Below are 12,622 nucleotides of genomic sequence, written 5' to 3' on the forward strand. Positions count from 1 at the left end.
AGGATTGAAATGAAGACTATAGGTACATGGCTCGGGATCGCGAGCAAACGTCAGGATGTCGTCCTGGCCATGCTGTTGCTTGTAGCGGTATTGATGCTTATATTGCCGCTTCCGACAATTCTTGTCGATGTACTGATCGCGATCAATCTAGGTATGTCGTTGCTGCTGCTCATGACGGCCATCTACGTTCGCGAGCCGCTGGACCTGTCAGCCCTGCCCTCCTTCCTGCTAATCACGACGTTGTTTCGGCTTGCGCTGTCGGTGAGTACGAGCCGTCTCATCCTTCTGCAGCACGATGCCGGCGAGATTGTCACAGCCTTCGGCAACTTCGTGGTTGGCGGGAACCTCGCGGTCGGCATCATTGTGTTCTCGATCATCACGATCGTGCAGTTCATCGTGATCACCAAGGGGGCCGAGCGCGTGGCCGAGGTCGGCGCGCGGTTCTCCCTCGACGCCATGCCCGGCAAGCAGATGAGCATCGATGGCGATCTGCGCGCGGGAACAATTGACGCTGCGGAAGCCAAGCGCCAGCGCAAGCTCGTGCAGAAAGAGAGCCAGCTCTATGGCGCGATGGATGGCGCGATGAAGTTCGTAAAAGGCGACGCTATCGCGAGCATCATTATCATTCTCGTCAACATCGTCGGCGGCATCGCGGTCGGCACGATGCAGCAGGGAATGGCCGCCGGGGCGGCGTTGAACCTTTACGCCGTGCTCTCTATCGGTGATGGTCTGATCTCCCAAATCCCCGGGCTACTCATCTCTATCGCGGCGGGAATAGTCGTGACGCGCGTTCCCGGGGAGAAAAAGGAGAATCTGGCGCATGACCTCATCTCGCAGTTTTCGCGACAGCCCAGCGCCCTGATCCTGGCTGGCGCGGTGCTGATGCTGTTTGCCGTCATGCCGGGCTTCCCCGCGTTCGTGTTCCTCCCCTTCGGCACCCTTGTGGTCATGCTTGGCGTAGTGGCACGACGCCGCGTGGCGCAGTACGACGGCGAGCCTCAGCATGCCGACGCGGCGTCGCCAAACGACGAAGATGCCGAAATGCGCTTCGGTGTGGAACCGCTCTCGTTACGCGTAGCCCCGGACGTAGGGACTGGCAAGCCGCTGACCGAGGCCATGGCGGCACTGCGGCGCGATATCTTCGACCGCCTCGGCATTGCCCTCTCGCAAATTGATGTGCGCGCCGATGCCTCGTTGCCGCTGGGTACCGTCCGGGTCCTGCTCTACAACGAGGAAGTCCTCAAATTCCAGGTCCGCACCGAAAAGCAGCTCATTGGCAAGCAGGTGCCCCGGCTGAGCTTCATCCACGACATCGACGAGGTGCCGTTCGGCGGTCTGATCCTGCACTGGGTGGACACCGATCACCTCGATACGGTTCGTCAGGGCGGGCTGCCGCTGCTCTCCGGCGTCGCAACCATCGCCTATCCGGTGACTCTCGCCGTCGAGCGCTATGCCGACAAGTTTATCGGTGTACAGGAAACACGCTTTCTGATGGATACGATCGAGCCGCGCTATCCGGAGCTAGTCAAGGAGGTCCAGCGACAGATGGCAATCGGCAAAATCTCCGAGGTGCTGCAACGACTCGTCGCCGAAGGCATCTCGATTCGTGACCTGCGTACCGTCTTCGAAGCTCTGATCGAATGGGCACCGAAGGAAAAGGACTCAGTCATGCTGGCCGAATATGTCCGCGTCGCCCTCTGCCGCCAGATTCTCAGCAGGCATACACCGGCCAGCGGACGCCCTAATGTCTGGCTAATCGGCGAGGGGATCGAGAAGGCGGTCCGCGAATCGATCCGCCAGACAGCGGCCGGGTCGTATTCGACCCTTGCCGCCGATCGCATCGATCTCATCGTCTCGCAGATCAAAGCCAATCTGGCCATGCGCGAGGACCAGGACGTGGCATTGGTAACCGCCATCGACGTACGCCGCTTTTTAAGAAAGTTCCTCGACCGGGAATTGTCACGCGTGCCTGTTCTCTCATTCCAGGAGCTGGGCGACGAAGCCCAACTGCATGTTCTGGGCAATATCGACCTGTTGGAGGAATTTGATGATGTACTCCATTGACATGGAACGTGCTGCACAGTTGACCGAGGCTCGACTCGACCACGTCTCAAGCCTGCCCTCGTTCTCCCCGGAACGCTTCGGCCGCGTCGTCGAGGTGGGTCCCACATTGCTGCGGGCGGCCATAGACGGCGTCGGGTTAGGAGAGGTTTGCTCGGTCGCCGATACTCTGGCCGAGGTCGTCTCGGTCTCCAGCGACGCGGCACTGCTGTCGCCATTTTCCGAGCCGCAAGGCATGAAATGCGGCACCCTGGTAAGACCCCATGGTGGACCACACTGTGTGCCGGTCGGCGAGTTCCTGATCGGGTCCGTGGTGGACGGCCTCGGACGGCAGCTCAGTGGCTCGCCCGCCCCCGACGGTTGCGAACAGCGCCCGCTAGAGGCCTCTGTCCCCGACCCGCTGACCCGCGCGATCATCGATACCCCGCTACCGCTCGGTGTCAAAGCGATCGATGGTGTACTGACATGCGGAGTCGGGCAGCGTGTCGGCATCTTCGCGGCAGCCGGTGGCGGCAAGAGCAGCCTACTCGGCATGATCTGCGGGGGAACCACTGCAGACGTCGTCATCCTCTGCCTAGTTGGGGAGCGAGGTCGAGAAGTTCGGGAGTTCATAGAGCATACATTGACGGAAGATGCCCGCCGCCGATCCGTCATCGTCGTCTCAACTTCGGATCGCCCAGCTATTGAACGGCTCAAGGCCGTCTATACCGCTACGACCATCGCAGAGTACTTCCGCGATCAAGGGCTCAATGTCCTGTTGATGGTCGACTCACTGACCCGATTCGCCCGCGCGGGCAGAGAGATCGGCCTCGCCGCTGGCGAGCCGCCTGCCGCGGGGAGTTTCCCCCCGAGCGTATTCGCGCGGCTACCGCGATTGCTGGAGCGGACCGGATGTGCGGCTACCGGCAGCATCACCGGTATTTATACGGTGTTGGTCGAAGCCGACAACATGAATGAGCCGATCGCCGACGAAGTCAGGTCGATACTCGACGGTCATATAGTGCTCTCCCGACGTCTGGCGGAAATGAATCACTATCCCGCCATCGACATCGAGAAGAGCAAAAGTCGAGTCATGCATCAGGTCACCGGCGAGCATCATCGCCAGCTTGCAGGACTTGCGGTCGAACTTTCCGCACGCTATCGCGAGGTGGAGTTGCTAGTCCGGGTCGGTGAATACGCGCGCGGTAACGATCCGGAAGCCGACAAGGCCGTCGATCGCCGCAGTGCGCTGAACGGCTTCCTGCGCCAGGCGCGCGGTGAGCGCTTCTCCCTCGACGAAACCATCGCCCGGCTCGCCGCCGCCGTGACCTCATGACCCTTGATCGCTTACTTAAGATCCGAACCACCCGGGAGAACGCCCTCCGCGCAAAGCAGCGGGCGCTTCGCGCCGAAATCGAGACGCGCCGGAATAATCTGGGTGAACTCAGCGGACAGATGGCCGTAAACCGCGAGGCGTGGCGCACGGCCTCGCGAGAAGAGTACCTGATCACGAGCAGTCGCCCTTTGCAAAGCCTCAAGCATGCGCTGCACCTGTTCTATCGGACCGAGCAACGCCTGCTGGCGGAAGAGCGCGCAACCCACGAGCAAATCACCGCACTGGAAACGGATCTCGCGGCACACGCCGTGTCATTGAAGGAAAACCTGCGCAGCCAAGAAAAGCTGTCGCTACTCAAAGAGGAGTTGAATGTATCCCATTAGACGCATCCCTCAGGCTGCTCACGGCGACGGCACGCGTCGGCGGGAGCCGGCGGCCAGTGACGTCAATGGCTTTTCCGATGCGTTGCAGAAGCGCCGACGTCAGCGGCCAGCGGACGATGAGCCCCGCGACGCACCGTCCGGCCGACCGCCGCAGGCCGTCTCGCCCCTGCCGATGACGGTGCAAGGCCTCGTGAATGCAGCTGCGGCCAGTGGGGTCTCCGTCGACACTCATACCGCCACAAGAGGCGCAGAACCGCCTGCAAGTACAGACGCCGCTGCAACGCTCATGGACGGCGGCCTGCCCGCTCTCATCGAGGCACATCCTCACTTCCGCGTGATTTCGGGGCCATGGGCCGGACTGGAAGTGCGCGCGGCCTACCGGGGACCCCAGGTGGTAGTGCAGCTACGCCCGAAAACGGCCAGTCAGGAAAGAGTACTCGGAAAGTCGAAGCAACTGATTCAAGACCAAATTTTCGCGGACACCGGCAGATGGGTCCGCATCGACATAGAGGAAGCAGCACATGCACGCCGATAAGCCGTCTCTTTTGGAGACCAAACTCCTGCGCATGATTGACGAAGGACAACAGCTGCGTTTCACCAGTGCCGACCCCGAAGGAGCCCAGCTCCTGCTTTCCCGCCAATCGATCGGCGGAAACGGCCTGCTCGTAGAGTTCGCGGTGGGGGGTGAGCCGGCCAGTGCATGGATCGCGGATACGGCCTGGTGCGATTGGCTGTTGCCGCGGCTCTGCATCCAAAGCTTCGCGGATACCCCACAAGATCTGTTGCCGGTCGTCGGTCAGTGGGCCTTCGGCCCATTGCATGCATGCCTGGACACGCTGAGCCTTGGTCCCGTCGAATTCATATCCGCGCGGGCCGGCAGATGCGCGCCGCGTGCCGCACCCGTGCTGGCCCTCGTCAACGGCGATCGTAGCCTGCCGCTTCGCGTCGTCGAATGGCCCGTTCATTCGATGGAATCTCTGATCGGCAGGATGACGGACGTGACATCGCTGGTAGGGGCGGCACCCACCCGGGGACGCATGACGGCGGGCTGGGTTCACCTTCGCCGCGGGGAGCTTGCGGGGCTGCGTCAGGGCGACATTCTGATATTAGACGAGGAAGCGCGGATCGAACACAACGAAGCATGGCTGATGGTCGATGAACTCGCCGTGAAGGTCCGCTGCGTCGATAATGCGGCGAGTGACATGCGAGATGCCACAGCATGGGAAATTGTCTCCATTGCGCCACGTCCCGTCACACACCCGGAGAACCCAGTCTCCGACGGTCCAGTAACAGCAGTGGCCGACCTTGGCGACGCCGTCATACTTCCGCACACCGGGCCGCTGTGTTGCGGCGAGCGCATACGCATGCAACTCACGCCTGCCGCCGTGTCGCTGCGCGGCCTAGGGGACCTTGACCTACTCGGTCAATTGGTACGGCTTGATGACGCGCTCGCGCTACGAATCGCGTGAGTGAAAGAACGACGCGCAAGGCCCTAATCATTCGAACATCCATCGCAATATCAGGTGGTCGCCCTAGAGGAAACACGAGGAGGAGACACAACAATAAAACCCTCAGCATCCGAAGCAAAGCAGAACCATGAATCTCGCCGATCAGCCGTTGCAGCTCATGCTGCTTTTGTTCGCCATGTCTGTCACGCCGTTGTTCATCGTGATGGGTACATCCTTTCTCAAGATCTCCATCGTGCTGTCTACGCTCCGCAATGCGCTCGGCATTCAGCAAATCCCGCCAAACATGGCCATCTACGGTCTTTCGATCGTCCTCACGCTTTTCATCATGGCACCTGTTGGCATGGAAATCAGCGACAACTTAAAGGCCAATCCGATCCGCATGGACGGAACCGGGTCAGTCGAGCAGATCGAAGAACGCATCATTGCCCCGTACCGCAATTTCATCGCGAAGAAGGTGGACAAAAAGCAAGTCGAGTTCTTCACCCAGATCGGCGCAAAGATGTGGCCGGAAAAGTATCGCGACCGCATTCCAGCAGATTCGCTGCTAATCATGTTGCCCGCGTTTACGGTGAGTGAGATCGTCGAGGCGTTCAAGATCGGCTTGCTGCTGTACCTGCCATTCATCGCCATCGATCTCATCATCTCGAACATCCTTCTGGCGCTAGGCATGATGATGGTGTCTCCAGTGACAATCTCGCTGCCCATCAAGCTCCTGTTATTCATCATCGTTGGTGGATGGGAGCGTCTGCTCGGCCAGCTTCTCAACTCCTACTTGTAACCGCTATGAGCAACGAGATCATTCTTCAGCTGGCCTCCAACCTGCTTTGGCTCGTACTCATGCTGTCCCTGCCCGTGGTCGTGGTCGCGTCAGTCGTGGGTGTGGCGGTGAGTCTCGTGCAGGCGTTGACGCAGGTCCAAGACCAGACCATCCAGTTTCTTCTCAAGCTGGTCGCGGTATGCGTGACGCTTGTAGCTACCTATCACTGGATGGGGACGACGATGCTGAACTACACCATCAGCATCTTCGACAAAATTTCGCTGATGGGGGCTTGAGTGGAACAGATACTCTCCCTCCTTCCATTGCTCGGCCTGTCGATGCTCCGCCCGTTCGGCATGGTAGTTATGCTTCCCATGCTGTCCGGACGAGCCTTGGGTAGCAGTCTGGCACGGAACTGCCTCGTCCTACTGCTTGCGATTCCGGTGGTGCCTTTGCAGATGATTTCGGCGGACACGTTACTCATTCTATCGGCACCGGCCGTAGTGCTGCTCGGCCTTAAGGAGATCGCCGTCGGGGTGCTGATCGGCTTCTGTATCGCCATTCCGTTTTGGGCGATCGAGACTGCCGGCACGATCATCGACACAATTCGTGGCACGTCGATGGCCTCGGCACTCAATCCACTACTGGGTGAACAATCGTCGGTGTTCGGCATCTTGTTCAGCCAGATTCTCGTCGTAACCTTCTTCGTGGGGGGCGGCTTTAACACGACTCTGGAGGCTATTTACAACTCGTACCAGACGCTTCCAACCACCGCCTCCTTTGTCCCGTCCGGGGACTTTCCTGCTTTCATCAAGCAGCAGTGGCGCGCCATGGCCGATCTTTCTGTCTCGTTCGCCATGCCAGCGATCGTCGTGATGGTGCTCGTAGATCTAGCGCTCGGCTTCGTCAATCGTTCCGCGCAGCAACTGAACGTTTTCTTCATCGCCATGCCCATCAAGAGTGCAGTCGCCCTCTTCATGCTGGCCATCTCGATGGCATATGGACTTAGCCTTTTCACCGGTCACTTCACGTCTATCGGCGATACCACTAGAGCCCTGATCCAAGCGCTCGTTCCGGCGAACTGACCATGTCTGACAAGAGCGAGAAGCCAACGCCAAAGAAAATCCGCGATGCGCGCGAGGAGGGGCAGGTTGCGAAGAGCGCGGATCTCACCACCGGCGTACAGCTCGCGATCCTGCTCGGCTATTTCCTGTGGCGCTCGCCCGAGATCTACGCCCACTTCGGCAATCTGATCAAGGCGTCGATAGAAGTCATCAACCTGCCGCTCTCCACGGCTTCGAGCAGCCTGAGCGCGGCGGCATTTGACGTGTTCATCGAAGTCATGGCACCGATTGGCGTCTTACTTCTAGTGGGCACCATCGGCAGCGTCTTCGGGCAGATTGGCATCATGGCCTCCCTAAAGGTCATCATGCCAAAATTCGAGCGCGTGAATCCATTATCAAATTTTAAAAATCTTTTTTCTCTTAAATCTGTCTTCGAGTTTGGCAAGTCTCTCCTCAAGGTCATCACACTATCCCTTGTGACCTACGTACTTATACGCCAAGACATGAACTCGTTTCAGTTTCTCTCGCTGTGCGGCGCCGAGTGCGGGATCTTTGCGACTGCCAAGATGGTGTTCTGGCTGTGGGCTACCCTGTTGCTTTGCTACGTCGTCTTCGCTGCTGCCGATCTCGCGTACCAGAAGCACCAGCTTATGAAACAGCTCATGATGAGCCGAGACGAGATCGCAAAGGAACACAAGAATTCAGAAGGCGACCCAGAGATCAAACACAAGCGCAAGGAAGTCCACCGAGAAATTCAGTCCGGCAGCCTCGAGAGCAACGTCAAGAAGGCAACCGCCCTGGTGCGTAACCCAACCCACGTTGCCGTCTGCATCTACTACTGCGCTGGGGAGACGCCGCTCCCCCAGGTCGTTGAGAAAGGCGCGGGCGAACGCGCTCTCACAATGGTTCGAATAGCAGAAGCGGCGAATGTGCCTATGGTCGAACACATCCCGCTCGCACGCGCGATGTTCGCCCGGCTGAGCGTGGGCGAATACGTTCCGCGCGACCTCTTTGAGCCCGTGGCGGAAGTACTGCAGCTTGTCTCCGAGCTTGAAGAAATTGGCGCTCTTGAAGCCGAGGACGGCGAAGATGCCGTAAATGCCGGTCGCGCCACGCCCGATTCATCTAACCCATCCTAAGATCCGCATGACCTACGTTCTAGCGACTCCCGCGGCCGCAAGTCCGCCAGCAGACCCCATTGATATGCTTACCAGATGCGAGCAGGTCACCCTGCTTGAACACACCGCAACCCAGGGAAGGCTCGAGATCAGCGGTCTGGATGCTTTCTTTGCAGTCGGGGACCTGGGACTTTGCGTTGGCATCGATCTTGATGTCGACGATTTCCCGCCATGGTGGCTGGAGCAGACGACGTTATGGCTTGCGTCGACGCTGGACGCGGCCGACGACGCCATCAGCCAGATTGAGGGGCGCTGGATGATCTGGCGCCGGTATGAGAGGAGCGTGTCTGCGTCAGATCTTGACGATTCGATCGAACGACACATTGCGTTGGCCCGTTATCTCGGGGAAACCTGCCCCGCGGCGGATCGCGAGTGAGCAAAGCGCTGCATCCTGTGGAGGAAACCCTTGGAATAAAATTCAGACCTATATATCCGGTTACTTTTCTATAATTGCGGCGAATCGTTTTGCTAGTCTAACTTACACAGGAGTCCGAACGAATGAATCAAAACGTCATGCAGCAGGCGAAAGCGGCGCTCGCCACGTTTCGCCGGAACAGAGAGTCGATGGACGATCAGCTTTTTGAAGTTCGACATGGACTCAGAAGAGATCTTGAACACCTTGACATGAACGCCGGAGCATCCGATCTCGTCGGTGTCGACGTCGTGGAGTCGGTTACTTTTCAACTCAGAAAACTTGAGGAGATTGGAAAATATTTGAAAGAAAAAGTGCAACACCTAAGTAATGAATGATTTAGCGTGTCTATAGGTCATCCCTTTGAAATTCAACAGTAACAGGATTTTGTCATGACAATCGTAAGCAAGCCCATCCTTTTCAATCCCCCGCCCCCCGCGCCCCCCACGCTCGATCCTGTGACCTCCGTGGAGACGCCGACCGATGGCAATATCGCCATCTCGGGCGCCAGCTCGAACTGGCTAAAAAACGCAGTCCAGAATGGTGCGAGCTACCAGTCCATGGTGTCGATGTTCCTTGCCATGTGCGCGGACTGGTCGGAGAAGCGCCTCGTTTCCGCCATGGACAAGGCCGCGAAAGACATGGAAACGTACAACGAGTACGAGTCGTACAAGAGCAAGCTCGACATCATCGCCTCCGAACTTGCCACGAAGGACAAGGACGCAAAGGCTACGTTGCCCCCCGAGATCACCAGTTGGCTCACGTCGCAGGGTATTTCGTTCCCCGGCAACACACTCAACATGGGTCAGCTGAAGACGCTCGTAGTCGACGTGCAGAAGGCCGGTGCGGCGTTTGGCGATCGCAACACGGCGAACAATCTCGAGGTCCAGCAAGCTATGACGGCGCTGAATGCCACCCGGGAAGAGCAGAAGGGCTTCGTTAAGAAAATGGTTGATCTTCGCGAGAGCATCTCCCGCGCCACCTACGGCTGATATGCAAGACGTTCGCCAGTACTTGTCGGCCGGCGGAAGCCTTCGGTCGCTGTTCGACCTGCAGGCATCCGACCTCGATACCCTGTATTCCGCCGCCAGCCAGAGGTACGCAGGCAAAGACTTTGAGGGCGCTCGCCAGTTGTTCTTCGCGCTCGCCGCGCTTGACTCTGGCAATCTCGATTACTGGCTGGCGGCTGGCATGTGCTACCAGAAATTGCAGCGCCACGAGGAGGCGTTGGGCTGCTTTGCACAGGCGGCTGCGGTTGGGGTCGTTGACCCTAGACCGTCCTATCTCGCCGGCATCAGTCTTCAGTTGCTTGGGAATCAGACGGCGGCGCGCGAGGCGTTCACCGTCGCAATTAAATGCAGCGGCAAGCAGAAGCAATATTCCACGATTAAAAGCAAGGCTGCCACCGCCTTGAAACTTAGCACTTCTGAGGAGACACATTGATGACCGGCTATTCTTCAGTTAGCGCATACCACAGCGCGACTCGGTACGCCTACCCACCAGATGCGGATAAGGCAGCCGCAAAGAATGACCAGCCGATCGCCGACAAGGCTCAACGGCAAATTCAGGGCATCTTCACCGGCGTCGCGGCGGTTGCGTCCTCGGTCGCGGAGGACCGCGCAGCCGCATCGTATGACGCCCTCGAACTGCCCCCTCCTGCCAAGCTTGCCGTCGTCCAGCAAGCAGCAGTCGAACAGGCATGGCAGGCGATTGCCGGCGCGTTAGCAGCGGTGCGCGGCGTGACGGCTGGCACTTCCTCCGACAAGCAAGAGGAGCAACTCAGTCTGAAGGATCTGGGGCCGGCGACGAGCTCCATTTCCGAGTTCCTGCGCCTAGCGACCTCCGTCTCAGCGATGCAGATCAGGCTGCTCACTGTCCAGAAGGAATTCTTCCTCCGTAGCGCGGGAGCAACCGAGTCGACGATGCGCGAGATTCGCGAGAACGAGTCGATTTCCCAGAAAAACCAGATCCAAAAGGAACTGGATGCAGTAGAGAAGAACCAGGAGATGCAGCGCAAGGCTCGGAAAGGCCAGATCTTCTCGCTGGTCGCAAGCTGGGTCACCGCCACGGCACAGGTAGTGAGTGGAGTGGCGAAGCTCGCCGTCGGCATGCCGCAGGGCGCCCTCGAGATTGCGTCCGGCCTGACGTCGGTTACGAACGCGATTCTCAAGACTATTGTGTTCTGCCATCCCGAGCTGAAGGAGAAACTTCAGCCCCATATCTCGCGTTTGGATAAAGCGGAACTGGCACTGTCGATCGTCGGTGCCGCAGCAGGAATGGTGGACTTCAAGAAATTGGCGTCGGCTGCCACCAAGATTGCCGGCTCTACCACTGAGGTTATTGCCGGCGGCGCAGCCAGGGCTGCGGCGAACAACGGGCTTGCCAATACGCTACTGCGCGCGTCACGCGGAACGGCACAAGAGGCCGAGATGCTATGCCGGAATATCGGTAAGGCCGTGGCCGAAGAGGTGGCCGGGGCGGTTAAGAATATCTTCACGAAGAAGGTACTGGGCTTCTCGTTCGAAAAGTCTTTCGCCAAATTCTTCTCCAAGGTCGTCGGCCCGGATGCGATCGCGGAGATCGTGTCGAAGAACATGGTTAAGGTCGGGCAGCAGATGGCAGCCGAACTGCCGAAGGAGATCGCAAAGGAGGCGGCCGCCCGCGGCGTGACGGCGCTGACGCGCGAAGCTGCCGAGGAAGTCGCTGAAGCTCTCGCCCGAAAGCTGCTCGAGGATGCGACCAAAAACCTGACGACACAGATTCAGAAGGACGTCGGCGTACGCGCGATGATGGCCTACTCCAAGCTGAACGCCAGCGTGACTGTTGCCGCCCTAGCGACCCAAGTGATGTCACAGGCCGTAGGGGGGGCCATCGGCCTTCAGCGTGCCGATCTGCAGGAGCGGCTCGACAAGGTCCTCGAGCAACTGATGTTTATGGAAATGCTTCAATCCGTGTACACGATGCTCGTCGAAAGTCAGAAGGATCAGCTCGACCGCCGCGGCGGAGAGTACAACGTACATCAGCAGAATGCATCGGCCAACCTGAGCCTAATCGGCCAGACCAATCTTAGTATCGCCGCAGCGATCGTTTGAACCTCAACTGACTATTCCATCATGACGACAATTCAGTTTTCGTCCGGCTTGTCCGCTACGCGTCAAGCAACGGGTGCCACCACCAGCGAACTGCCTGACCGGGATCAAGGCGTCGGCGCCATGCGCAACGAAACAGATCCCCGGCCCAACAGTCCAGTCCGTCTGGCCTTCTCGCAAATCTACTTCATGATGCTCAAGCTGAACCGCGAGCTGTACGAGATCATGAAGACGAGCCAGGCTCGCACGGAAGAGCTCGGTTGGTCGATCCAACTCAAACGGCTTGAGGATTTCGAGCAGGTCAACAGCGATAACCTGTCGGCAAGCCGCTGGCGCGCCGGCGCGCAGCTTCTGAGCGCAGGGTTGACCGCCCTTGCAGGCGCGTCAGGTCTTGGCTTCGGCTATCGAAACGGCAGCGCGATGAGCGGCTTTCAGGTGGCAAGTCAGTTGTCGCCGATTCTGGACAAGGCGCCCGGGGGCATCGCCGAGATGAATGCCGCAAGCATCACGAAGGCCTCGGAAGACACGCGGATGATGCTCGATGTGCTGAAAGGCCATATGGACTCGATGGAGCGCTCGGGAAGCAATCATCAACAGGACGCGGACAAGCTGATGCGAGAGGCCCAGCAGACGTTTGAAGCTGTACAACGCGTGATCATGGACGCGGAGCGCCTGACAGCGTTCAACACCTGAGGCCGCGAACGCACCTCACGACGTAGCAACTGACGGCCGGCGTACCCCACCGTATTCGAGCCTGGAGCGACCCAACATCGCTCCAGGCTTTTCCTGTTCCGGATCATGCAGTCACGACCGTTCTTCCAGCGCAAGCTTCCATCGGCGCCGCGGATCGCTCCGCTTTTCAGGTGTCTACCTGACTCGCTCCAGGTACACCGT

General features: G+C 59.0%; 14 protein-coding genes. All 14 read left to right on the plus strand.

Annotated elements, in window-relative coordinates:
- Positions 1–9: 9 nt before the first annotated feature.
- The 14 genes from sctV to LDO41_RS31030 all read left to right on the plus strand — a co-directional run bounded on the left by sctV (position 10) and on the right by LDO41_RS31030 (position 12,421).
- Positions 10–2,064, plus strand: a complete 2,055-nt coding sequence (sctV, locus tag LDO41_RS30965) for a type III secretion system export apparatus subunit SctV (protein ID WP_223995237.1) — start codon at positions 10–12, stop codon at positions 2,062–2,064.
- The gene (locus LDO41_RS30970; RefSeq protein ID WP_223995386.1) at positions 2,051–3,376 is read left to right on the plus strand and encodes a FliI/YscN family ATPase; all 1,326 of its coding nucleotides are present in this window, start codon (positions 2,051–2,053) and stop codon (positions 3,374–3,376) included. Before sctV ends, LDO41_RS30970 begins: the two co-directional genes overlap by 14 nt.
- The gene (locus tag LDO41_RS30975) at positions 3,373–3,759 is read left to right on the plus strand and encodes a hypothetical protein (RefSeq protein WP_223995239.1); all 387 of its coding nucleotides are present in this window, start codon (positions 3,373–3,375) and stop codon (positions 3,757–3,759) included. The genes LDO41_RS30970 and LDO41_RS30975 overlap by 4 nt, the downstream gene beginning before the upstream one ends.
- A 521-nt stretch (positions 3,760–4,280) precedes the next feature.
- The gene (locus tag LDO41_RS30980; RefSeq protein WP_223995241.1) at positions 4,281–5,228 is read left to right on the plus strand and encodes a hypothetical protein; all 948 of its coding nucleotides are present in this window, start codon (positions 4,281–4,283) and stop codon (positions 5,226–5,228) included.
- A 127-nt stretch (positions 5,229–5,355) separates the two neighbouring features.
- The gene (gene sctR / locus LDO41_RS30985) at positions 5,356–6,006 is read left to right on the plus strand and encodes a type III secretion system export apparatus subunit SctR (RefSeq protein WP_223995243.1); all 651 of its coding nucleotides are present in this window, start codon (positions 5,356–5,358) and stop codon (positions 6,004–6,006) included.
- Positions 6,007–6,011: 5 nt separating this feature from the next.
- Positions 6,012–6,281, plus strand: coding sequence for a type III secretion system export apparatus subunit SctS (gene sctS / locus LDO41_RS30990; RefSeq protein ID WP_223995245.1), 270 nt, complete (start codon positions 6,012–6,014; stop codon positions 6,279–6,281).
- Positions 6,282–7,070 (plus strand): type III secretion system export apparatus subunit SctT, encoded by a 789-nt coding sequence (gene sctT / locus LDO41_RS30995; RefSeq protein ID WP_223995247.1) that lies wholly within the window; start codon positions 6,282–6,284, stop codon positions 7,068–7,070.
- Between the two features lie 2 nt (positions 7,071–7,072).
- Positions 7,073–8,188, plus strand: a complete 1,116-nt coding sequence (locus LDO41_RS31000; protein WP_223995249.1) for an EscU/YscU/HrcU family type III secretion system export apparatus switch protein — start codon at positions 7,073–7,075, stop codon at positions 8,186–8,188.
- 7 nt (positions 8,189–8,195) lie between these two features.
- Positions 8,196–8,603, plus strand: a complete 408-nt coding sequence (locus LDO41_RS31005; RefSeq protein WP_223995250.1) for a hypothetical protein — start codon at positions 8,196–8,198, stop codon at positions 8,601–8,603.
- Positions 8,604–8,725: 122 nt separating this feature from the next.
- On the plus strand, positions 8,726–8,977 hold the full coding sequence (locus LDO41_RS31010; RefSeq protein WP_223995251.1) for a hypothetical protein: 252 nt from the start codon (positions 8,726–8,728) through the stop codon (positions 8,975–8,977).
- Between the two features lie 54 nt (positions 8,978–9,031).
- Positions 9,032–9,631 carry a hypothetical protein gene (locus LDO41_RS31015; RefSeq protein ID WP_223995252.1) on the plus strand — a complete coding sequence of 200 codons (600 nt, stop codon included), beginning with the start codon at positions 9,032–9,034 and terminating at the stop codon, positions 9,629–9,631.
- A gap of 1 nt (position 9,632) precedes the next feature.
- Positions 9,633–10,082 (plus strand): SycD/LcrH family type III secretion system chaperone, encoded by a 450-nt coding sequence (locus LDO41_RS31020; protein ID WP_223995253.1) that lies wholly within the window; start codon positions 9,633–9,635, stop codon positions 10,080–10,082.
- Positions 10,082–11,731, plus strand: coding sequence for a type III secretion system translocon subunit SctE (locus LDO41_RS31025; protein WP_223995254.1), 1,650 nt, complete (start codon positions 10,082–10,084; stop codon positions 11,729–11,731). The genes LDO41_RS31020 and LDO41_RS31025 overlap by 1 nt, the downstream gene beginning before the upstream one ends.
- Positions 11,732–11,752: 21 nt before the next feature.
- Positions 11,753–12,421 carry a hypothetical protein gene (locus tag LDO41_RS31030; protein ID WP_223995255.1) on the plus strand — a complete coding sequence of 223 codons (669 nt, stop codon included), beginning with the start codon at positions 11,753–11,755 and terminating at the stop codon, positions 12,419–12,421.
- The last annotated feature ends 201 nt before the right edge of the window (positions 12,422–12,622 follow it).

The sequence above is a fragment of the Cupriavidus pampae genome, from assembly GCF_914271485.1.
GTDB lineage: Bacteria > Pseudomonadota > Gammaproteobacteria > Burkholderiales > Burkholderiaceae > Cupriavidus > Cupriavidus pampae.